The organism is Butyricimonas faecalis (assembly GCF_003991565.1).
In the GTDB taxonomy this organism is placed as follows: Bacteria; Bacteroidota; Bacteroidia; order Bacteroidales; family Marinifilaceae; genus Butyricimonas; species Butyricimonas faecalis.
Genome location: NZ_CP032819.1, coordinates 4,647,972 through 4,670,340, shown reverse-complemented (window position 1 = coordinate 4,670,340; position 22,369 = coordinate 4,647,972). Strand labels below are relative to the sequence as shown.

The 22,369-nt window shown below is 43.6% G+C and carries 19 protein-coding genes and 1 tRNA gene; 18 read left to right on the top strand and 2 right to left on the bottom strand.

Going from position 1 to position 22,369, the window contains the following annotated elements; genetic code table 11:
- The first annotated feature begins 140 nt into the window (after positions 1-140).
- The 7 genes from D8S85_RS19950 to D8S85_RS19920 all read left to right on the top strand — a co-directional run bounded on the left by D8S85_RS19950 (position 141) and on the right by D8S85_RS19920 (position 10,921).
- Positions 141-1,295, top strand: a complete 1,155-nt coding sequence (locus D8S85_RS19950) for a FecR family protein (RefSeq protein WP_106624057.1) — start codon at positions 141-143, stop codon at positions 1,293-1,295.
- 89 nt (positions 1,296-1,384) lie between these two features.
- Positions 1,385-4,888: a TonB-dependent receptor gene (locus tag D8S85_RS19945; protein WP_205702814.1), complete on the top strand. Its 3,504-nt coding sequence runs from the start codon at positions 1,385-1,387 to the stop codon at positions 4,886-4,888.
- Between the two features lie 16 nt (positions 4,889-4,904).
- Positions 4,905-6,311: a RagB/SusD family nutrient uptake outer membrane protein gene (locus D8S85_RS19940; protein WP_106624056.1), complete on the top strand. Its 1,407-nt coding sequence runs from the start codon at positions 4,905-4,907 to the stop codon at positions 6,309-6,311.
- A 135-nt stretch (positions 6,312-6,446) separates the two neighbouring features.
- Positions 6,447-6,761 (top strand): hypothetical protein, encoded by a 315-nt coding sequence (locus D8S85_RS19935; protein WP_106624055.1) that lies wholly within the window; start codon positions 6,447-6,449, stop codon positions 6,759-6,761.
- Positions 6,762-6,776: 15 nt separating this feature from the next.
- Positions 6,777-8,537 (top strand): hypothetical protein, encoded by a 1,761-nt coding sequence (locus D8S85_RS19930; RefSeq protein ID WP_127075597.1) that lies wholly within the window; start codon positions 6,777-6,779, stop codon positions 8,535-8,537.
- A gap of 54 nt (positions 8,538-8,591) precedes the next feature.
- A complete protein-coding gene (locus D8S85_RS19925) occupies positions 8,592-9,746 on the top strand; it encodes a TlpA disulfide reductase family protein (RefSeq protein WP_127075595.1) in 1,155 nt (384 codons plus the stop codon).
- On the top strand, positions 9,743-10,921 hold the full coding sequence (locus D8S85_RS19920; RefSeq protein ID WP_106624052.1) for a TlpA disulfide reductase family protein: 1,179 nt from the start codon (positions 9,743-9,745) through the stop codon (positions 10,919-10,921). Before D8S85_RS19925 ends, D8S85_RS19920 begins: the two co-directional genes overlap by 4 nt.
- 210 nt (positions 10,922-11,131) lie before the next feature.
- Here the strand turns inward: D8S85_RS19920 and D8S85_RS19915 are convergent, their stop codons facing one another.
- Entirely contained in the window at positions 11,132-11,800 is a 669-nt protein-coding gene (locus tag D8S85_RS19915) for a Crp/Fnr family transcriptional regulator (protein WP_106624051.1), read from the bottom strand.
- 212 nt (positions 11,801-12,012) lie between these two features.
- Here D8S85_RS19915 and hcp point away from each other — a divergent pair, with 212 nt between their 5' ends.
- Together hcp and D8S85_RS19905 are read left to right on the top strand one after the other, a co-directional pair.
- On the top strand, positions 12,013-13,656 hold the full coding sequence (gene hcp / locus D8S85_RS19910) for a hydroxylamine reductase (RefSeq protein ID WP_106625187.1): 1,644 nt from the start codon (positions 12,013-12,015) through the stop codon (positions 13,654-13,656).
- 160 nt (positions 13,657-13,816) lie between these two features.
- Positions 13,817-14,467 carry an AlbA family DNA-binding domain-containing protein gene (locus D8S85_RS19905; RefSeq protein ID WP_106624050.1) on the top strand — a complete coding sequence of 217 codons (651 nt, stop codon included), beginning with the start codon at positions 13,817-13,819 and terminating at the stop codon, positions 14,465-14,467.
- A 7-nt stretch (positions 14,468-14,474) separates the two neighbouring features.
- Here D8S85_RS19905 and lpxB read toward each other — a convergent pair whose 3' ends face one another.
- Positions 14,475-15,611, bottom strand: a complete 1,137-nt coding sequence (gene lpxB / locus D8S85_RS19900) for a lipid-A-disaccharide synthase (RefSeq protein WP_106624049.1) — start codon at positions 15,609-15,611, stop codon at positions 14,475-14,477.
- Positions 15,612-15,825: 214 nt separating this feature from the next.
- Between lpxB and D8S85_RS19895 the strand changes: the two genes are divergently transcribed.
- From D8S85_RS19895 to D8S85_RS19855, 9 genes are all read left to right on the top strand, one after another.
- On the top strand, positions 15,826-16,050 hold the full coding sequence (locus tag D8S85_RS19895) for a DUF3791 domain-containing protein (RefSeq protein WP_106624048.1): 225 nt from the start codon (positions 15,826-15,828) through the stop codon (positions 16,048-16,050).
- Entirely contained in the window at positions 16,047-16,529 is a 483-nt protein-coding gene (locus D8S85_RS19890) for a DUF3990 domain-containing protein (RefSeq protein ID WP_106624047.1), read from the top strand. Before D8S85_RS19895 ends, D8S85_RS19890 begins: the two co-directional genes overlap by 4 nt.
- A complete protein-coding gene (locus tag D8S85_RS19885; RefSeq protein WP_106624046.1) occupies positions 16,526-16,744 on the top strand; it encodes a hypothetical protein in 219 nt (72 codons plus the stop codon). Before D8S85_RS19890 ends, D8S85_RS19885 begins: the two co-directional genes overlap by 4 nt.
- Before the next feature lie 48 nt (positions 16,745-16,792).
- Positions 16,793-18,073, top strand: coding sequence for a tRNA (N(6)-L-threonylcarbamoyladenosine(37)-C(2))-methylthiotransferase MtaB (gene mtaB, locus D8S85_RS19880; protein WP_106624045.1), 1,281 nt, complete (start codon positions 16,793-16,795; stop codon positions 18,071-18,073).
- A 106-nt stretch (positions 18,074-18,179) separates the two neighbouring features.
- Entirely contained in the window at positions 18,180-19,196 is a 1,017-nt protein-coding gene (locus tag D8S85_RS19875; RefSeq protein ID WP_127075593.1) for a GDP-mannose 4,6-dehydratase, read from the top strand.
- Entirely contained in the window at positions 19,193-20,014 is an 822-nt protein-coding gene (locus tag D8S85_RS19870) for an EFR1 family ferrodoxin (RefSeq protein ID WP_106624043.1), read from the top strand. The genes D8S85_RS19875 and D8S85_RS19870 overlap by 4 nt, the downstream gene beginning before the upstream one ends.
- 61 nt (positions 20,015-20,075) lie before the next feature.
- Entirely contained in the window at positions 20,076-21,422 is a 1,347-nt protein-coding gene (nhaA, locus tag D8S85_RS19865; protein WP_106624042.1) for a Na+/H+ antiporter NhaA, read from the top strand.
- 35 nt (positions 21,423-21,457) lie between these two features.
- Positions 21,458-21,545 (top strand) — tRNA-Ser (locus D8S85_RS19860).
- 136 nt (positions 21,546-21,681) lie between these two features.
- Positions 21,682-22,158 carry a DUF2867 domain-containing protein gene (locus D8S85_RS19855; protein ID WP_106625186.1) on the top strand — a complete coding sequence of 159 codons (477 nt, stop codon included), beginning with the start codon at positions 21,682-21,684 and terminating at the stop codon, positions 22,156-22,158.
- Positions 22,159-22,369: the final 211 nt, after the last annotated feature.

The window sequence follows — 22,369 nt, the reverse complement described above, 5'->3', positions numbered from 1 at the left end:
AGTAATCTTTTCCCCATTTTTATAACAATCTAATTATCAAACTATACTAAAATATTTTTATTTTTTCTTCAAAAAAATCACTTTTTGTCTCCATCCAAATCGTGATGAAGGTGTTTCATATATGAAATTAAGTCTAAAATATGGGAACACAAATTGAAGAAACGATAAAACGAGCGATCCAGATCGGGAACTACCTCACGGGAAAAGGCGACGGGAAGGAAAGTCCGGTTTCATTGTCCGAAAAAGGTGAAGAGCCAAGCGATGAGAAAATCGTGCGGGAAGTTTTATCAAAGCAAAATGTGGAAAACTGTTTGGAACAATACCAGCGTCTGAATGCCGGATTAGAACAGGACTGGAAAAAATGGCAAGCAACCCGAAAGCGTCATGTCCGGGTGATTCGCTACCGGGTAATAAGTGTTGCTGCCACGATAGCCCTATTGCTAGCTATCGGATTTTACTGGTTTTATTCCGGAAAGACTTCCACGCTTCCTGTCCGCGCGGCTCAAATTCAAGCCGGAAGTTTCAAGGCAACGCTGTACACCGGTGACAACAAGGTGATCGAGATCAAGGAAAACATGCAAGCCGTGTTATCACAAGACTCCTCCGCGGTGGTAAATCACAATGAATTAAAACATACCGAAACTACCGGGATGCCGATAACCAACACGCTTGTCATTCCCAAAGGCGGAGAATTTGCCATCGTACTGGCTGATGGAACTAAAATCTGGCTGAACGCGGATACCCGTTTAAAATACCCGACTTTTTTCTCCGGCGATACGCGGGAGGTCGAGCTGGAAGGAGAAGCCTATTTCGAGGTACAACACGACGAGAAGATGCCTTTCATCGTGAAAACTTCCAAATCGGATATCCGGGTCTACGGAACCTCCTTTAACGTGAAAGCTTACCCGGACGATTCATACCAAAAAACGACGCTTGAAGAAGGCTCGATCGGGTTACGGGTAAACGACCAAGAGTTCAAGTTGGTTCCCAATCAACAAGCCGTGTTGAACACCGCGAACGAAGTAAACATTATAAAAATAAACGCCCGCCAACAAAGCGTGTGGCGTCACGGACGATTTCTTTTCGACAATGAAAACCTGGAAGATATCATGGCCCAACTGGCTCGCTGGTATGATGTAAATATTTTCTTCACAGGAGCGAAAGTCAAGAACTTGCATTTCAGTGGCGAAATAGACCGCTACGAAGATATCGAGAGAGTGTTGCACATGATTGAATTAACAACAAATATATCCTTCACTATCAACGGAAAAACAATAACGATCACGCTGGAATAAAATTTTAAAACATACAAAATAGCCGGAGAAGACTTCGACCCCTACTCCGGCTGAACTCAATCAAAGTTGAATTACTAAATGACAAAGTTATGAAAAAAAGCAGAAAACACTTGTCACTTAACAGGAAAAGTGTTGTCAAAAGTTACAGAATCACGAAACTAGCATTTATCATGATCATGGGATTCACCCTAGCCTCATTCGCGGAAGGAAGGGCCCAAACGGAAAGGATTAATTTCAAAGCTGACCGGATTCCGGCAGAGATGGTGATCCGGCAATTAAAAGAACTCACCCATTACCGGTTTCTTTACAATCACGAAGAAATCCGTCAATTACCGGCAAAGCAGATTGAATTGAAGGATGCCACGATCGAAGAAGTACTGCAAGTCTTTTTAGCCGGATCGAAACTATCCTACATGATTGAAGATGACGTGATTATCATCTCTCCCAAATTAAAAAGCCAAACATCACAACAAGTGAAAGCGATTCGAATCACGGGTAAAGTGCGGGACGAGCAAAAACAAAACCTGCCCGGGGTGACCATCCAGGTAAAAGGCACGGAATTCGGTGCCGCCACGGACGCAAATGGCGCCTACCATCTTTCCATCCCGAATAATATCGGTCAAAAGTTCACACTCGTATTCTCGTTCGTCGGCATGCAGACACAGGAAGTTGCCTACGCGGGTAAAGATACGATTGACGTGGTTTTGCGGGAGAACGTGAAAGCGGTTGACGAGGTGGTTGTCGTGGGGTATGGAACCACCAAACAGAAAGACTTTACCGGATCAGTTTCATCCGTGAAAACAAGGGAAATCAGGGATGTACCGTTCATCAGCGTGGACGACGCGTTGGCCGGCAAAGCTTCCGGGGTATCCGTGGTGAAAGCGGACGGTTCTCCCGGTGGTGCCGTTCGTATCCGCATCCGCGGTGGAGCTTCGTTGTTGGGAACGAATGATCCGCTGTACGTGATTGACGGTATACCGACCGTGGTTTCAGATAACTATATCAACGGGCAATCGGATATTACCAATCCGCTGGAAGCAGCCAACTACGGGGAGGATTTCAACAACAGCGTGGAAGGTGCATTCGCACGGGGATTGAATAACTTATCCGGCTTGAACATTGCCGATATCGAGAGTATCGATATATTAAAAGATGCCTCGGCAACTGCCATCTACGGGTCGAAAGCAGCTAACGGGGTCGTGATTATTACCACTAAAAAAGGCCGGAAAGACAGTAAGCCTCAAGTGAGTTTAAATTACTACATCGGCTTCACCAACCCGATAAAAGAAAAAGTTCTGAATGCCGAGCAATATAAATCAGCTTTAAAAGATGCCGCCCAAAGATTCCTTACCGCACGGAAAGAGGCAGGTAAAGAAATGAGCGGTAGCCAGGTAGAAAAGGCACAACGCATCGTGGATGACCCCAACTTTTTCGGGGACGCCGATACGGATTGGCTGGACTTGGTTTTGCGCACGGGGACATCCCAGAATGTAGACGTTTCAGTCTCCGGAGGAGGGGTAAATTCACGCTATTATACTTCTCTCTCGTACACGGGACAAGACGGAACCTTGATAGGAACCGACTTTATGAGGATTTCCGGGAAAATCAGCCTGGATAGCGATATCTCCAATTATTTCAGGGTGTACACGAACTTGAATTTCGGATACACGAAAAACAACATCACGAACGGGATATACGGACAGGCGTTAACCGCTCCCCCGACCATCTCTCCCTATAACGAAGACGGGACATACGCTGCCCTAGGAGACTTGAACAACGACTACCGGGGTTATCAAAACCCATTGGCCGTGGCAGCCGGAACGAACCGGGCGAAAACCTATTCTTTCATGGGGTCGGTAGCGGGAGAGGTCACGTTCTTAAAGGATTTTAAATTCAAAAGCACGGTATCGATCAACTACAACACCTATAATCAATTAAATTACGTGCCGAGTTTCGTTGAAGTCGGGGGATTCTACGGTCGGGAAGATTCCGAAGGAGGTATGGGCACGCAGGCGCAATCGACAACCACGGATGTTTTCTTTGAAAACACGCTGACTTATAATAAAGAGTTCAATGATGATCACCGCCTGAACGTGCTGGCCGGAACTTCATGGGAAGACCATAGAAAAGATTTCTTCTCTGCCAGCGGGCGCGGGTACCCGGATGACGACTACTTGAACAATTTAAGCTCGGCCGCCACGGCAAGTAAAGTACGAGGTTCAAACCCGGAAAGCCGCACTTCATTGTTATCCTTCTACCTCAGGGCCAATTACGTGTGGAAGGACCGCTACCTGTTTACCTTCACGGGACGTGCCGATGCCTCCTCGAAGTTCGCACCGGAAAATCAATACGGTTTCTTCCCTTCCGGAGCTGTCGCCTGGCGTATTTCCGAAGAGAACTTTCTGAACATGGCAGAATGGATTGACGAAATCAAGATTCGAGCAAGTATGGGTAAAACCGGAACGCAAAGTATCGGCGATCACATGTGGCGCACGCTTTACAGTCCGGTATCTTACGGGGACAAAAATGCTTTAATTCCCACCCAGCTTGGAAACGAAAAGATCAAATGGGAATCCACGGTACAAAAAGATCTTGGATTAGATTTCTCTTTTATGCGCGGACGTTTGGGTGGAACTTTCGGTTATTATCACAAGGTAACAGATGGCACCCTGCTAAATATGACTCCAGCTCCTAGTAGTTCATATTCGACCGTTGTTTTTAACATTGCCAAAATACGGAATCAAGGATTAGAGTTCGACATTCACGGGGATTTCATTCGTAAAAAAGGGTTCCGTTGGACGGGAAGCCTGAACATTTCCCGTAATGTATCCAAAGTACTGGATGTAAACGGGGGACCGTTCTCCGATCCCAATAACCGGGATGCGTTAAACCTAGGCACTAGCATCGTAAAAGAAGGTGAACCTTTGGGATTGCTTTACGGAAGGGTTGCCACGGGTATTATAAAAACACAAGCACAATTAGATGCTGCAAGAAAAGCATTCCCCTATTGGACAAGTTTTGACCCCTATTTAAACCTAGGAGACATCGCTTACGAATACGAAGATGGTTTCTGGAAACAAGACATCATCGGCCAAGCTACTCCGGATTTCTTCGGAGGATACACGAATACGATCACATGGAAAGGATTCACTCTGACAGCCTTGTTCACATTCTCGTACGGGAACGATTTAATTTATCAAAAAGACGTGAGCGATTCCGGTATGTCAAGTTTGGCCAACCGAAGTACACGGGTGTTAAATCATTACAGTGAAACGAACACTTCTTCTAATTTACCAAGGAGTATGTGGGGAACTACCTATATGCTAAGTAGTTTAAATGTTTACGACGCTTCTTATCTGAAATTAAAAACCCTTTCGTTAAGTTACAACCTACCGGAAAGCCTCTGCAAGAAAATTAGGATCAAATCTGCTTCCGTGTACGGGACGGCCACCAATGTCTTTACAATCACGTCCTACCCGGGTCCGGATCCGGAAGTCAGCGATGACCCGACCAGCGTTATCGGTGGAGGACGGGATGTCAGCACGTATCCCACGGTGAAATCATACACTTTTGGAATAAGAATTAACTTCTAATCCTAAAAATAGAATTATGAAACAAGCTATTATCTATATATTGTCTTTTCTGGGCATCATTTCACAAATGAGTTGCGACGACCAGTTGAATGCCCTACCGACACAATCAAAAGTTGTCGGGAACGTGATTGTGGATCAAAAAAGTGCGGAAGTAGCGTTGAATGGCGTGTACTACCGTTTTGCACAAGGAGGGGATGATCGGAATACACCCAGTATATTATGGGGTTATGCCCAAGAAATAACTCCTGCCTATCTTTCAGGTTATATCACCCGGACGTATGGAGGTTCTTATGATGAAAATGCAGAAGTATCGTCAGCAGATTATGGTGTTAGTGGTATGTGGAGCTATCATTATACTTTAATTAATGCAGCAAACGGGGTAATCACTCAAATGGAACCCCTTCCCGCCAGTATGTTTACTAACGAACGGAAAGCAGAAATTATCGCCGAAGCTAAATTAATGCGGGCTTTCGGGCATTATAATCTACTTCGGTATTTCACGCAGTTTTATGACACGAAAAGCGAGTTCGGTGCACTATTACGGGATGAATTTATCACTCCCGACAATATCGCCAAGCAAAGAAGCAACGTGGCTGCAACTTATGCATTGATCTTGGAGGATTTGGAAGAAGCCATCAAGAACACCCCGCTGGAAAACAAAAACATCTATGGAAACCGTTGGATCGCAAAAGCATTAAAATCCAGAGTGTTAATCATGCGGGGAGAAACGACTGATTACGAAGAGGTGATCTCGCTAACGAGCGATATCATCGAGCATGGCCCCTATGAACTGGAAGAACACGTACGGGATATTTTTCAAGAAAAAGGTTTGACAAGCAAAGAAGTCATGTTGGGAATTCAACCTTTGGCTAATCAAGTCAAACGCCACGATACTTATTTGTACAACAACAGCACCGAATACAAGGCCACCCCTTTATTCTTGGAATTATTAAAAGATGACCCGCGGGAAGAGTGGATCATCGGCAAGTTGAACGACAAGGACACTATTTATGCCATTACAAAATATGTCGGGGATAAGATCGAGGAGTGTTACGCCATGCGTTTGACCGAAATGTATTTGCTAAAAGCCGAAGCCATGGTTCGCGGAGGAAAAGATATCGACGAGGCAAAAGAGCTTTTGAAAACCATCATGGAACATGCGGGGATAACAGATTTCACGAAACTTGATGCTATTACAGACCGGGATGAACTACTATTCGAGATTTACAAAGAAACGGTAAAGAATCTCATGTTCGAAGATGGTATCGAGTGGAGTGCGCTGATCCGTTTCCCGATAGAAACCATTTTGAAAGTGAAACCTGCCATACGAGAGAAAAATTACATCATACTCCCCATCCCTGCAGATGAATTTGAAAAAAATCCTACAGTTGGGGATCAAAATCCGGGATACAGTAAGATTTAATCAAACTTAGAATAAACGAATTTTTTATCAAAAGATAAATCAAGGAATAAGGATAACGGCTAAGTAACAGTGACGATAAACAGTCATGATTATTTAGTTGTTATCCACCTACTCTAAAATAATAAATATCTAATTATGAGAAAATTAATGATCCTAATTATTATAACTGCATTCTTTACAGCTTGCGATAAAGATGACGATCCGATCGTATTTCCTAAAAGTGATGCAGAATTAATAGCTGATGAAATTTTAAATTACAAGACAAATAAAGCTACTATTTATAGAGCACCATCATCCAGTTATTTTTTTAAAGACATTATTTTTGAGATAGAAGTCCCTTTTTTAATTGTAAAAGATAATGGAGGAGATACTCATTACTTTCATTTAAATGATCTTTCTTACATGTATTATTGTACAGAAAAAAAAAGTTTCACATTCTACTTTGAATAATTAAAACAACATGGTATGAAAAATTGGTTTCTATTCCTCTGTCTATATATCTTTTTCTCATGCGATTTTCATGAGAATCTTATAGTAAGTGAAAACAGCATGGACTCAAATTTGTGCTCTCGTTCCATAACCCCAATAACTTCTCCTGTATTTAAATGGTGGGATACAACAAATATTTCTCTATTGGGAATAAATACTCCAGTAACATTGCCTTGGTATAATGGAGCAAGTACTCAAATTCCTTCTTATATGCTACATGACTATAGACCAGAAGATGGTTGGGAAATGGTATACAATTATTGTATAAATATTTCACCGGGAGAAATAGGTAAAAATTATATCATCTTCTATAATAAATTTACTGGTATATTAAGAACCTTCTATTACAACAATTATGATGTAACAATAGCAAGTACAACTTTTTGGAAAGTAACATTAAACAGTTCTACATCTCTGTTTAATGGCATCGGCTCTAATAGTCTGATAATCTCTAAACGTTTCAACAATCCAAGTGTCTATGTGACAAATCTAACTGTTGTTCCATCTAAATCTGTAGCAAGAGGATGGAATTGTTTCGATGTCGAATTAGCTTATGATGATCAAATAAAGAATACAAATTCTCAGTTTAGTATTAGCGCATACAACAAAACCAATGGCAATATTGATTTACATGGTGCTATTAATTTAGAATCAGACGGCACAATTGTAACTCAATTAGGCTCACAATATCCAAACTGGGTGAATAACGCATCTAAAGCTGTGGGAAATGGTGCGAAAAATTTCGTTGAAAAAAAATTAGAAAAAAGTTCATTAGGAAAAACAGTGACCAATATTATAAACGGTGGTGTTTCTTCCCTCGTATCAAGTGGAGCAAAGTGGTTCTTAGGTTCCCTTGTCGGTAAACAAGACAATACCTATAGTAGTAGTGTTCAAATAACAACGCTAGGTAATGTTACTTTAAGTGGAAATATAGAATCATTAAATACTCCCAACATTTTACCTTTAGCCAATAACCCCTTACCTGGTTGTGTAAAAAATTCAAATGATTCATTTTTGCCATCTTACGATAAACCTCTTGGTGTATGGGGCGTTGAAAAATTACCTAAAATTCACGTATACCCCAAAACCTTATGGGGATTATCGAACAATACACCACACTCGCAATACAATAAATATGAACTCTATAATTTTCATCAGGAAGAATTATACTATTTCTATCCTGACTCACTAAAAATTAAAATAAATCCAACTGTTTTAGAGTTAATTGAACATTACGATACAGAAATTCGATGCATCTTTGAGGAAAAAAATAAAAAACCTCAATACTATAATCCTTTTTGTTTAAATGATTTTTCCCAAAACGAGAATTGGTGTTACGGAATGAAAGGAAGCGATGAACAGTTTTATACCGATACTTCTATTATGGTTTTTGATGGTTCTTTACACTTAAGGGGAAAAGTCGAAAATATAAGAGGATTCGTTTCTTGTGGCACAGAAGGCTGGGGAGGATTAACAGAACGACAGTTTTATGATTTATACGATGGCATATTAGGACATCCCCCCGTGATTCCGGGCATTCCCGTTTTTACAGGAACCCCTGGTATGGGATCTGGTAAATTTTACTATAAAGTGACTATCACTCTTTATCCCAAATCTCCTTATGACACCACCCCTATTGTTTTGATGCGTACTTTTTTACCGGAATATGATTACGGGAATGATATTCATTGTCAATTAACAGGTTGGATGACAAGAAGAGATCATTTTAGATACTAATACCTTCATTATATTACTTAAAATTTTGATATAGGAAACACTAATAAAACGCACATGAAAAAACAAATTTTAATCTCAATTTTTATCCTATTCCTAGGTGTAACAACACTCCACGCACAAAACAACAAGTTCACAATCCATGGAGAAATTAAAGGAATGACTTCCGGAAGCCTCTTTTTCGGCTACACGGATAATCATGAAAAATACCTAAAAAAGACGATTCCGGTAGAACATGGGAAGTTTAAACTGGAAGGCATGATCTCCGAACCGACAAATGTCTTTTTATGTTTGGATTCCACGATCAATCGCATGGACGACCCCAATCTCACGAATTTTTGGATTGAAGCTACCGATATGCACTTGGAAATAACCCTTGGTGCATTCAAGCAATTCAAGCTCTCCGGCTCGAAGACAAACGACGAGGAGCAAGAGTTAAATCGTCAGCAAGCACCCATCAGGGAAGAGATGCAACCACTTACGGAGGCTTACATGGCAGAAAAAGATCATGAAAAGGCCGCTGCCATCCGCGAACAATTTGAACCTTACAATGAACGTATGGAGGTAATCACGGATGAGTTTATCCGAACCCATACAGACTCTTATTTATCCCCTCACCTCATGCGGTTCCGGTTGATGTCGTTACCTGTCGATCAAGTTGAAAGTGCTTACAATCATTGGACGGAACGAGTAAAAAACAGTCGTTCGGGTAAAGAGATTGCAGAAGAAATAAAAAAACTGAAACAAGGTTCTCCCGGTAGTCCCGCAATCATGTTCAGCCGGAAAGATATTAACGACAAAATGTTTAATCTTGAAGAACTGAAAGGCAAAAAATATGTCATTTTGGATTTCTGGGCCAGTTGGTGTATTCCCTGCCGCAAGGGTAACCCGCACTTGAAAGCCTTACACGAGAAATATGCCCCGCTGGGACTTGAAATCGTGTGCATCGCATCCGACGACTCTTCTCCTGACAGATGGCGTCAAGCTGTTGAACAAGATGGAATCGGACATTTCCATCACGTGTTAAGCGGGATGAAACACACGGCAACGGGATATGACAAAAGTGAGGATATCGGAGAATGGTACGGGATCCATACCCTACCAACCAAAATATTAATCGACAAAAACGGAAACATTATCGCCCGCTACGGCGGTGGTGGTGAACCTCATGAAAACTTGGATCAAAAACTAATTGAAATATTTGGAAAATGAACAAAATGACATTTATCGGATTAATCGGGCTTACGGTTGTAGCCTGTCAATCCAACACGGAGGGTTATCAAATCAAAGGCAACATTGAAGGTGCAGGGAATGGCGTTGCCATTCTGACACTCCCTGTCGGGAGAGAAGAACCCACAACGGGTGACACGGTAAAGATGAAAAACGGGGTCTTTACTTTCACGGGAAAATTAGAAGCTCCCTCCTGGATCAGTATTCAAGTTTGCCCGGATAAAGAGCAACCGGCATCCTTGGGTTTCATTGGAGAGAACAACCCGCTTACTCTTGCCGGTAAATGGGCTGACGTTATCGATCAATACGGCTACCGGAATATACCGAATGTTCAAGTGACAGGTTCACTAAATGAAAAAGTATTCCAGAAAATCAGTAACATTCGCCAAAAGTTGATGCAAGAACCTCGCTTTAAGGAATACGCAAAAGTTCAAGCTAAATTGAATGAACTCCGGAATGGGGAGGACAAAGAAGCCTTCTACAAATATCAAGCAGAAACCGAGGCGATCACCGAACAATTCAATAACGAGGTGCAGAAACAACAGAAAGAACTGATATTGAAAAACGATACGGTAGAATCAGTGGCATATTATCTAAACTTCCTTCAAAATAATATGGAACTGGCAGAGTTGGAACAGGTATTTAATGCCTTGTCGCCTAAAGTACAGAACAGTTCATTTGCTGAAGATGTTAGAGAAGAAATCGCTGCAAGAATTCGGGTGCAACCGGGTATGCCAGCTCCAGACTTCACGTTGGAAACGCCCGATGGAACGAAATTATCCTTGTCCGATTTGCGAGGGAAATACGTGATTTTGGATTTCTGGGCTTCTTGGTGTCGTCCTTGTAGAGCTTCTTTCCCTGAAATGAAAAAACTATACGCGGAATACCACAAAAAAGGAGTTGAAATACTCGGGATCACGAATGATAGCAGGAAAGACAACTGGCTGAAAGCGTTGGAAGAAGATCAACTTCCCTGGCTGCAAGTCATCGATGAATTCCCTATCCGCAATAGACCTGCCAAAATAGCTACTTTATACGCTATACCCTATTTGCCAACGCTCATGCTGATCGACCCCGATGGAAAAATCGTGGGAAAAGCAAAAGATAAGCACGAGTTGAAAGCTTGGCTGGATGAACGGTTGGCAAAAAAGAAGTAAGTAATTTGGAAGGGGGGAAAAAACTCTTTTTTCGGATAGAACTCCTTTCGTTACTACCCCCTCCAACTCCCCCTTACACAGGGGGAGAGTTGGGATACTCTCCGTTTTTGGCTAGAGTGCCAGCACCTCCTCTGTTCTCCCTTCCCATCCCTTTTGGGGTACTACTCCTTAGGCAGGGGAAGACGGAGGTGGTAGCGGACAGCGTAACGGTTAATTCAAGGCCCCCCGCATTTTCTCCCGATCCAGGATGATGATCTCCCGACGATTCACGGAAATCATTCCCTCGTCAGCCAGTTCGTACAACACTTTGGCCAGTGCCGGACGAGTTACCCCGAAATACTCGGCCAATTCTTGCTGTGACTTTTCCAACAACACTTTTTTCTTATCGGGTGAGGCTAGTTCCAGAATATAATGGATCAATTTTCCTCGAATTGTTTTGAATGACAGAAATTGCAAACGTCCGGTGAGGAAAGTTGTCCGGTTCGCGTTTACAGACAGGAAATTACGCAGGAAACTTTCATAACGTCCCATCTGTCGGAACACGGATTCTTTCGCGGCGATAAACACGTCGGCCTTTTCCAAAACGGTTGCCGTCACCGGGAAATGATTGTCCTCGGCAAAGAGGAATGCCGGGGCAAGCGCTCTCGGTGCCCGAATGGTCTCGATCCGCAACATGGCTCCCGAATCATCCGTCATTTCCGCCTCGACTTCCCCTTCCAACAAAATATACAGGAAACGGCACACGTCGCCCTGCCGGAAAACCACGTCTCCTTTCATGTAGCTCTTCACGCTATAATCCAATCCTTCTAAAAATTGTTCCCTTTCCCGTTCGGGTATTCCCAGGCATAAAGGGCAATCGAAAAGTCGTGCTATATCCATTGTCTGTCATCTTTTTAATGATATACAAATGTATCATTTTCTTCTTTAAGACCTTATCTCACTTTTAACCTTTTTCATCCTCGCTCGTATAAATTATTGAAAATTAAATTCACGTTTGTAATTTATATTACAACTATTGTTTTGTTGCTCACGTACATTCGCGACAAACAATGAAAGAAGTTATTTATCAAATACACTAGACCATGGAAAAAATGTTTTGTTATCAATGCCAAGAAACTGCAAAAGGAACCGGATGTACGGTCCGCGGCGTATGCGGAAAAACATCGGACGTTGCCAATTTACAAGATTTACTGCTATTCGTTCTGAAAGGTATCGCCCACTACCGGGTGCAACTCAGAGCCCTTGATGCCGTTGACCATTCGGCTGATCGCTTTATCCTCGACGGTTTGTTTATGACGATCACGAACGCGAACTTTGACAAGCAACGTTTCGTGGAAAAAATCAAAGAGGCCATCAAATTACGAGAACAGTTAAAACAAACTTTCCTTGAAAAAGGCGGGAATCCCGAAAAGATTACTTTCGAGGGAGCCTTTTGGACGGCCGACACGCTGGAAGAAATGGAATCGAAAGCCGGACACGTGGGAGTTCTCTCCACTGAAAACGAGGATATCCGTTCTTTAAGAGAGATGCTTACCTACGGGATGAAGGGGATGGCGGCTTACACGGAACACGCCCATAATTTAGGGCACGAGAACCCATCCATCTACGAATTTATTGACCGGGGGTTGGTAGCCACGACGCTTCCGCTGTCGGCCGATCAACTCGTGCAAATGGTATTGGAATGCGGTAAAAATGGTGTTGACGCCATGGCCCTGCTCGACAAAGCGAACACGGATACTTACGGGAACCCGGAAATCACGAAAGTAGAGATCGGTGTACGGAAAAATCCCGGTATCCTTGTCAGCGGTCACGACCTGCGGGACCTGTATGAACTTCTGGAACAAACGGAAGGCACGGGAGTGGACGTCTACACCCACAGCGAGATGCTTCCCGCCCACTACTATCCGGCATTCAAGAAATACAAACATTTCGCCGGGAATTACGGGAACTCCTGGTGGAGACAAGTGTATGAATTCCAACATTTCAACGGTCCGATGCTATTTACCACGAACTGTATCGTTCCCCCACATCCGGATGCAAATTACAAGGATCGGGTGTACACGACCGGATCGACAGGATTCCCCGGGTTCAAACATATCGAGCGCAAGCCCGGACAACCGAAAGATTTCAGTGAAATCATCGAACACGCTAAAAGATGCCCGGCACCGGAAGCCATCGAAAGCGGAAGTATTATCGGTGGATTTGCCCACAATCAAGTGTTTGCACTGGCAGACAAGATCGTGGAGGCCGTGAAGTCCGGGGCTATCCGCAAATTCTTCGTCATGGCCGGATGTGACGGTCGGATGAAAAGCCGGGAGTATTACACCGAGTTTGCCCGAAAACTCCCGAAAGACACGGTGATCCTTACCGCAGGATGTGCCAAGTACCGTTACAACAAACTACCCCTCGGGGATATTAACGGTATTCCGAGAGTACTGGATGCAGGACAATGTAACGATAGTTACTCTCTAGCGGTCATTGCCTTGAAACTGAAAGAGATTTTCGGGGTAAAAGACATTAATGAATTACCTATCGTTTACAATATCGCTTGGTATGAACAGAAAGCTGTCATCGTGTTGTTAGCCCTGCTCTATCTTGGCGTGAAAAACATCCACCTCGGACCGACTTTGCCCGGATTCCTTTCTCCCAACGTGGCGAAAGTGCTCGTGGAAAAATTCGGGATTGCCGGAATCACAACGGTGGATGATGATTTGAGATTCTTTTTGGGAAATTAATCCATACCACCGGATGGGAGTGTCTAACAAGTCAGTCTTTTAACGACTACCTCCCCTACCCCCTCCAACTCCCCTGTGTAAGGGAAAGTTGGAGGGGGTAGCTTGTTGATAATACCATCCGATTACAATATCTTTGCAAGCGAAGAAAAATGACCAAACTATGATTCAATCAAAAACCGACTATATACACGACCGGATAGCAGAAGGAGAACACCAGCAACAGGATTTCAAGTTCGAGATTTCCGATGCCCGCAAGATCGCCAAATCTCTTTCCGCATTCTCCAACACGGACGGGGGACGCTTGCTCGTGGGGGTAAAGGATAACGGCAAGATTGCCGGCGTACACTCGGAAGAGGAGGTGTACATGATCGAGGCCGCCGCGAAGCTTTATTGTAAACCATCAATTGATTGTGAAATGCACGTACACATCGTGGAAGGGCGTACGGTTCTCGAAGTCATCGTTCCGCCGGGTGAACAAAAGCCCTATTACGCCAAGGATCACGATAACCACTGGTGGGCTTACATCCGGATTCTGGATGAAAACATACTTGCCACGCCCGTGCATATCAAAGTATGGCAACAGGCCGGAACCCCCAAAGGTGCATTCGTACATTACACGGAAGCGGAACAGGTGCTATTGGATTACCTTTCTTCACACGACTCTATTACACTGAATCAGTATTGTCGTTTGGCAAAGATTCCCCGCCCGAAGGCCGAAAACACGTTAGCCAAGTTTATACGATTCGAGCTCATCGAACCGTACTTTGACGGACAACGTTTCCTTTTCCGACAAAACGAAAGGAGTTTATGATATCCATTTACTCTCGAAAGCGGGATAACTCGTCAATCATCACGCGGGCAAATCGCTCGGATGCCCCGGCATTGCCCAACTTTTGGTTCACCTCGTCGTATCCTGCCAGCATTTGATTCCGTTTTTTCCCATCCGAAATAATACGCGATAGTTCTCTCAACAGATTCTTCTCGTTCAATTTCTGCATCAACAACTCGGTGACTACTTCCCGCCCGGCAATCAGGTTTACCAACGAGATATATTTCACCTTAACGAAGGTCTTAAACAGGAAATAACTCAACGCCCCCCCCTCCCCGCTGTAACAAACTACCTGGGGTGTCCGCAAAATAGCGGTTTCCAGCGTGGCCGTTCCCGAAGTAACGAGCGCCGCACGGGCCTGTCGCACCAACCGGTAGGTTTGCCCGTAAACAATCCTCACTTTTACATGCTGCAAATAAGGAGCATAATCCGCGTCACTCATAGAAGGAGCCCCCGCTATCACAAACTCGTGGTCGGGGAAATGTTTCACCATGGTCAGCATTTTCGGCAACACGTGTTTCAATTCCTGTGAACGACTGCCCGCCACCAAAGCGATAATCGGTTTACCGGAAAGGCCATTTACCTGCACGAACTCGTTGAAGGTTTCGTCCTTGCAAGGACGATCGTGAATAGCGTCTACCAACGGATTGCCGGCATATTGCACGGGATAATCATAGCGGGCATAAAAATCTACCTCAAACGGGAAAATCACGAACATCCGGTCCACCAGCCGCTTGATTTTCTTTACCCGTCCCGTGTTCCAAGCCCAAATCTTCGGGGAGATGTAATAGAATACGGGGATGCCCGCTTCCTTGATAAATTTAGCCACCCGGAGATTAAAACCACCGTAGTCCACGAGAATCACGACATCCGGCCGCCATGCCAGAATATCTTGGTGACAGGCCTCGATATTCGCCTTGATTTTGTCCAGATTTTTCAAGACGGTCAAGAAACCCATGATGGCCGTATCCTTGTAATGACGAACGATCTCACATCCGGCCTCCCGCATCAAATCACCTCCCCATCCGCGGATTTCCGCATCCGTATCAAACTTTTTCAATCCCTTGATCAAATTAGAGGCATGCAAATCACCCGAGGCCTCTCCCGCAATAACGTAGTATTTCATTGGCTTTTTTCTATTCTTTGGGCAAAGATAGAAAAAGATTTTTCATTTTATACCCATGACGTTCATACACTGAAAGAGAGTGGTTCAAAAAATGAAAAACATGGACAAAAGAGTCAAAACTCCAATTTCCATGCTCTCATTCATTATAAATTTCGTACATTTGCAAATGTACGAACACATGGTAAGCAAATGATTTCGAGAGAACAACATTATTATGGATAAAAAAAAATTAGATATAGCCTATTTCCTTTCATTTTGTATTGAACAATACAAAATGAAACAAGGATTATCTGGTGAAGAGACAATCTGCTTGTTCGAGAAATATAATGTATTATCATATTTATCGGATAACTTTGAAGTATTACACACACAAAGCCAACAATGGCTGATGGAAGAAATCAAAGAATACATTACAAAACAAAAAAAGGCAAATCAATGAAACTATACCATGGTAGTTTAGAAATCGTGAAAGAACCACAAATCCGACTAGCTAACCGAACATTGGACTACGGAATGGGATTCTATACCACAACTTCCGAAGAACAAGCAGAACTATGGGTAAAACGAAAAATTAGAGAAAGGAATGAAAAAGGGATTGTTAATATATACGAATTCGATTTATCTTCTACAGAAAAATTAAACGTATTGCGTTTTACAGAACCCACTGAAGAATGGTTGGATTTCGTAATGGAAAACCGAACGAACAAAGATTATCGCCACAATTACGATATTGTTCACGGTCCGGTTGCAAACGATCGTGTTTATGCAGCCTTCGCACTGTATGAAGGTGGTTTACTCAATAAACAAGAACTAATTCAAGAACTCAAGACATATCTTTTAGTGGATCAATACCTGTTTCACACGAAACGATCACTATCATACTTAACCTTTCTAAAAGTAAAGGAGATATTCAAATGAACCGAGAAATTACAGATAAAAATCTTTACTTGTTAATACCTTCTAAAGTCAGCCTTTTTGTACAACTGTATATAAAAGAACATGGCGGTTCAATTATAGATGCTATCCGACAATTCTATCATTCCAACACTTACAGAGCCTTAGAAAAAGAAAACACGAAATTATGGCATTATGGTTCCGTAGCTTTATACGAGGAATTCATGGATAAAAAATGAAAAAACTCTATCTTTGCCCCTCACTAGCAAATTTAAAGTAGATCGCATATGAATATTGTTGGGAAGAAGGTGGCATATATCACGTTGGGATGCAAATTGAATTTCTCCGAGACATCCACCATCAAGCACAGCCTCGAACAAGAAGGAGCCGTGACCGTGGGAGAAAAAGATGGGGCGGATATATTCGTGATTAACACGTGTAGTGTCACGGATATTGCAGAGAAGAAAGGACGGCAGATGATTCGAAAAATCATCCACCGAAATCCCGGGGCCTACATTGTTGTGGTCGGTTGTTATGCCCAACTTCGAGCACAGGAAATCATGAAGATCGAAGGTGTTCACCTGGTACTCAACGCACGTGACAAGTTCAACGTGGCTCACTACTTGAACCACCTCGAAGAGCAGGAACGACACGAACCGCATTCCTGCGATATTTTCGGAGTCAAGAACTTCGATATTGCCTACTCGTACGGTGACAGGACCCGGTGCTTTCTGAAAATTCAAGACGGGTGCGACTACTTCTGTTCTTACTGCACCATCCCCTTTGCTCGTGGACGTAGCCGTAGTGCCACCATTCAAGACGTGATCAAGGCTGCCCGAGACGTGGCTTCCAAGGGTATCAAGGAAATCATTCTCACGGGAGTAAATACAGGAGATTTCGGAAGAGAAACAGGAGAAACATTCCTCGATTTGGTACGGAGACTGGACGAACTGGAAGAGATACAGCGTTTTCGCATCTCCTCCATCGAACCCAACCTGCTGACAGATGACATCATTCGTTTCGTGGCCACCTCCCGGCGTTTCATGCCCCACTTTCACATACCTCTTCAATCCGGAAGTAACGAAGTGCTACACTTAATGAGGAGACGCTACGAACGAGAACTTTTTGCCGAGAAAGTGCAGGAGATCAAAACACTTATTCCCGATGCCTTTATCGGGGTGGACGTGATCGCAGGAATGCGGGGAGAAACGCCGGAAGCGTTCGAAGATGCCCGACAATTCATTGCCGGACTAGATGTTTCCCAGCTACACGTGTTCCCTTATTCGGAGCGTTCCGGAACAAAAGCCCTGGACATCCCGTATATCGTCCCACAAGTGGAAAAGCATCGCCGGGTGAATGCACTCCTCGATATTTCCGAACAAAAGTTACACGATTTCTACATGGCACACGTGGGGCAAACCCGCCCGGTGCTATTTGAAGAAAGCGATATTGCCGGATCGATCGGTGGCTTCACGGACAATTACATCCGAGTGGAAATACCCTACGATCCTGCCTTGGCAAACCAGATCGTACCCGTGGAACTGAAGCCCGACATTTTCGGCTCGTAAATACCGGACTTCACGCGGGACAACCCCCCGAAAGGACGCAAACTTATGAAGTAATTTTGTATTTTTGTTGCCGTAAAAATTGTATTAAAAACGTAAAACAGATATTATGAATGTCTTAGTTACAGGAACAGCGGGTTTTATTGGTTTTTATCTTGTTCAGAAGCTACTGGATGCAGGGCACACCGTTTATGGAATCGATTCGATCAATCATTATTACGATGTCGCCTTGAAGCATGATCGACTGCACGCCTGTGGCATAGACCATCCCGTCCCCGGTAAAGAAATCGTATCTTCCCGGAACACGAATTACACGTTCTGCCAGTTGGACCTGTGTGACACCGAGGCCATCCACAAATTATTCGCCACCCATGCTTTCGATTGCGTGGTGAATCTTGCCGCACAAGCCGGAGTGCGGTATAGCCTAAAACACCCGGAAAGTTACGTGCAAAGCAACATCATGGGATTCATCAATCTACTGGAAGCCTGCAAAAAGACAAATTGCAAAAAATTCATATATGCCTCATCTTCTTCCGTGTATGGGAACAACCAATCTGTTCCTTTCAAGGAAACGGACACCGTGGATCACCCAATCAGCATTTATGCCGCCACGAAAAAAAGCGACGAATTGATAGCAAATGCCTATGCTCATCTCTACGGCATACAAACTATCGGATTACGATTCTTCACGGTATACGGCCCCTTCGGACGCCCGGACATGGCTCCCATGCTTTTTGCCAACGCCATTCAACACGGCGAGGTAATCCGCATATTCAATAACGGAAATCTTTCCAGAGATTTCACCTATGTCGAGGATATCGTGACCGGCATTGAGAAAATCGTGTCAACAGCGGGAATCCCACGGGAAGATGTACCCGGTACTCCTGCCACGATATACAATATCGGACACGGTACTCCCGTCCAGCTCATGGATTTCGTCCACTTGCTGGAAAAGAACCTGGGAAAAGAGGCTCGTAAAGAGTTTGTCGGGATGCAACCGGGAGACGTTTACCAGACATGGGCCGACACCACCCGCTTGCAGGAAGACTACGGGTACACTCCACAAATATCACTCGAAACAGGGATTGCCCGTTTTGCCGAATGGTTCAAATCATACAACCCATGACAAGAATCAATAAGATACGGGCCGTGTATTTCAGCCCGACAGGAACAACTCGAAAAATCACAACCGCCACGGCCAAAGGACTTGCCAAGAGATTAAAGGCTCGCTTCGAAGAATATGATTTTACCTTACCCAAGGCAAGAATGCGAACATTACAATTCTCGGACAGCAATCTCGTGGTGTTTGGCACCCCGGTATACGCCGGACGAGTTCCCAACATACTGTTACCCTACTTGAACACGATACAAGGTAACGGGGCTTTAGTCATTCCCATCGTGCTTTTCGGAAACCGGGATTACGACGACGCATTGATCGAATTACGGGATATTCTTGAAAACAACGGGTTACACACGATAGCCGCGGGGGCATTCGTGGGAGAACACTCTTTTTCCCGGATACTGGCAAAAGACAGACCGGACACGAGAGACCTGAACACCGTGGATGAGTTTGTACGGAAAATCAGTGAAAAATACGAAACAGATACACTCTTGCACCCCGTCTTTGTTTCCGGAACCCCTTATCCCTATCGCAACTATTACACCCCTCGTGATCGGCAAGGGAAGCCGGTAGACATCCGTAAAGTGAAACCACTCACGAACGACCGCTGTGACAACTGCAAACTTTGCGCGGAAGTATGTCCCATGGGATCTATCAGTCATGATAATGTACGAGAATTTACCGGTATCTGTATCAAATGCGGGGCATGTATCAAGAAATGTCCCAAGCAAGCGAAATATTATGAAGACGCAGGGTATTTATATCACCAACACGAATTGGAAGAAGGTTTAACCCGACGTGCAGAAAACACGCTTTTTATTTGAAATTTACATAACTTTCATTAAATTTGTAGCATAACAATATTGACAATCAACAAACAGGATAATGGTTAAGGAAATATTTAAATTCTCCATTAGAAGATTTATTCAAACGAAAATAAATGGAGGAATAGTTCTTTTATTTGTGGCTCTTGCCGCCATGATTATCGCAAACTCTCCTTTACGGGAATATTACAATATTTTATTTTCTAAAAACATCACACTCACGATCGGGGAGTTCAACCTGTTTGATCGTCATGATGGCCATCCGATGACCTTACTGGATTTCATTAACGACGCTCTTATGGCCATCTTTTTCTTCTCGGTAGGATTAGAGATCAAACGAGAATTACTTGTCGGAGAACTCTCGTCACCCCGTAAAGCCCTGCTTCCGGTAGTGGCCGCTTGCGGGGGAATGATCGTCCCGGTCTTACTCTTCAGTCTGATCGGTCAACCCGGATTAGTCATGCGGGGAGCTGCCATTCCTATGGCAACGGACATCGCATTCTCGCTAGGTGTTCTCTCACTCTTGGGTAAGAAAGTTCCATTGAGTTTGAAGATTTTCCTTACTGCTTTCGCTGTCGTGGATGATATTGGCGGAATCATCGTTATCGCCCTATTCTATAGTTCGCATCTGACCGTGGAGTATTTAATTGCCGCAATAATCATTGTCGCACTCTTGTACATCGGCGGACGACAAGGGATTCATAATAAATTGTTTTTCATATTCTTCGGTATTATCGTTTGGTGCCTGTTCATCAATGCCGGGATTCATCCCACGATCGCGGGAGTTATCGTGGCATTTACCGTACCGGCCCGTCCGAAACTACATATATACAAGTACGTGAATAGTATTCGGGAAAGCTTAAAAAGGCTACCGGAAAATTCAAGCGAGATCATCATATTAAGCAACTCCGAACTTTCTATATTAAAAAGTATCGAGTCGGCCTCGGATAAAGTGGTTAGTCCCCTGCAAGCCATGGATGATGACCTGCGTACCCTTGTGAATTACGTGATCATGCCTCTTTTCGCGTTTGCCAATGCCAGTATCTCATTCGAAGGTTTCACGCTTGCCTCACTGGAAGGCGTATCGATAACGATCTTTGTTTCCCTTGTACTCGGAAAACTCATCGGCATTTTCTCGTTTACCTACCTTTTTATAAAATGCGGTTGGTTAACCATGCCCGACAAAATGGATACGCACTCTCTTTTCGGAGTATCTTTATTAGGTGGAATCGGATTTACCGTGTCACTGTTCATCGCCACCCTTTCCTACTCGGGAATGGGGGCAGAAGGAGCCATTTTATTAAACCAAGCCAAAATCGGTATCATCGGTGGTTCCCTGTTTGCTGGAGTTTGCGGTTATTTCTACTTGAAATATACCTTGAATAAAAAAACACAAAAATCGCTTTGAAAGTAAAATAAAATACCTATATTTGCATCCGCATTGGAGAGGTGGCAGAGTGGTCGATTGCGGCGGTCTTGAAAACCGTTGTACTGCGAGGTACCGGGGGTTCGAATCCCTCCCTCTCCGCCAAATGTGAAAGCGAAAAGCCTGTAAATTAAATATTTGCAGGCTTTTTCCTTTTAGGAATCAAACAGAAATGGGCTCACCTGAAAAAGTAGGTGGAGCAGCCCTAAAGTGTTATCTTCGTAATTCAAAGAGTATTAATATGAACGAGATCCCAACAAACAGCCTGCTTGCAAACTATCTGCCCGCGGACTATTCAGATTCATTCTCTAAAGAGGTGATGACAAAAGAGAGCATTACACCTGATGCCTTTTTTAATATGACATTTAATCAATTCCCTATTTGGATAGATTGGCTCTTGAAATTGAGAAACACGATTGTCAAACCGTTAGGATTGGATACCACAAGTCGTTTTTCAGATTTTGTATCTGATAGAAGTATGAATGAAATTATATGGGGAATGCCCGACAAGCATTTGGATTTTCACGTTTCAATGTGGTGTGGCGAATATCGAGAGGGCAAACAGGAGCTTCGGATTACCACCGTTGTGAAATACAATAACTGGTTCGGACGAGTGTATTTCTTTGTTATCAGACTGTTCCACGGGATAATTATCCGGTCATTATTAAACAGAATTCAGAGGAGATTAGAAAAGGAAATTACGCTTTCAAATAGATAAAATAAAAAAGTTGCAAAAACGCTTGACTCGTCCCTTGGGGCAGGGCTTACTTTTGCATCGTAAACCAATGCGCATGAAGTTTATGAAAAGCAAATGGTTATGAACTAAGCGATCGACATCGTTTTTGCTATATCGATGGCATTTGAAACAAAGAATCCATCCTTGAGTGGTTGACAGAGATCCAGTTGCCCGTGAAGCAATAAAGCATAAT

Excerpts from the sequence above, each read along its gene's own strand:
- D8S85_RS19950 (WP_106624057.1), top strand. The coding sequence starts at position 141 with ATGGGAACACAAATTGAAGAAACGATAAAACGAGCGATCCAGATCGGG.
- D8S85_RS19945 (WP_205702814.1), top strand. The coding sequence starts at position 1,385 with ATGAAAAAAAGCAGAAAACACTTGTCACTTAACAGGAAAAGTGTTGTC.
- D8S85_RS19940 (WP_106624056.1), top strand. The coding sequence starts at position 4,905 with ATGAAACAAGCTATTATCTATATATTGTCTTTTCTGGGCATCATTTCA.
- D8S85_RS19935 (WP_106624055.1), top strand. The coding sequence starts at position 6,447 with ATGAGAAAATTAATGATCCTAATTATTATAACTGCATTCTTTACAGCT.
- D8S85_RS19930 (WP_127075597.1), top strand. The coding sequence starts at position 6,777 with ATGAAAAATTGGTTTCTATTCCTCTGTCTATATATCTTTTTCTCATGC.
- D8S85_RS19925 (WP_127075595.1), top strand. The coding sequence starts at position 8,592 with ATGAAAAAACAAATTTTAATCTCAATTTTTATCCTATTCCTAGGTGTA.
- D8S85_RS19920 (WP_106624052.1), top strand. The coding sequence starts at position 9,743 with ATGAACAAAATGACATTTATCGGATTAATCGGGCTTACGGTTGTAGCC.
- D8S85_RS19915 (WP_106624051.1), bottom strand. The coding sequence starts at position 11,800 with ATGGATATAGCACGACTTTTCGATTGCCCTTTATGCCTGGGAATACCC.
- hcp (WP_106625187.1), top strand. The coding sequence starts at position 12,013 with ATGTTTTGTTATCAATGCCAAGAAACTGCAAAAGGAACCGGATGTACG.
- D8S85_RS19905 (WP_106624050.1), top strand. The coding sequence starts at position 13,817 with ATGATTCAATCAAAAACCGACTATATACACGACCGGATAGCAGAAGGA.
- lpxB (WP_106624049.1), bottom strand. The coding sequence starts at position 15,611 with ATGAAATACTACGTTATTGCGGGAGAGGCCTCGGGTGATTTGCATGCC.
- D8S85_RS19895 (WP_106624048.1), top strand. The coding sequence starts at position 15,826 with ATGGATAAAAAAAAATTAGATATAGCCTATTTCCTTTCATTTTGTATT.
- D8S85_RS19890 (WP_106624047.1), top strand. The coding sequence starts at position 16,047 with ATGAAACTATACCATGGTAGTTTAGAAATCGTGAAAGAACCACAAATC.
- D8S85_RS19885 (WP_106624046.1), top strand. The coding sequence starts at position 16,526 with ATGAACCGAGAAATTACAGATAAAAATCTTTACTTGTTAATACCTTCT.
- mtaB (WP_106624045.1), top strand. The coding sequence starts at position 16,793 with ATGAATATTGTTGGGAAGAAGGTGGCATATATCACGTTGGGATGCAAA.
- D8S85_RS19875 (WP_127075593.1), top strand. The coding sequence starts at position 18,180 with ATGAATGTCTTAGTTACAGGAACAGCGGGTTTTATTGGTTTTTATCTT.
- D8S85_RS19870 (WP_106624043.1), top strand. The coding sequence starts at position 19,193 with ATGACAAGAATCAATAAGATACGGGCCGTGTATTTCAGCCCGACAGGA.
- nhaA (WP_106624042.1), top strand. The coding sequence starts at position 20,076 with ATGGTTAAGGAAATATTTAAATTCTCCATTAGAAGATTTATTCAAACG.
- D8S85_RS19855 (WP_106625186.1), top strand. The coding sequence starts at position 21,682 with ATGAACGAGATCCCAACAAACAGCCTGCTTGCAAACTATCTGCCCGCG.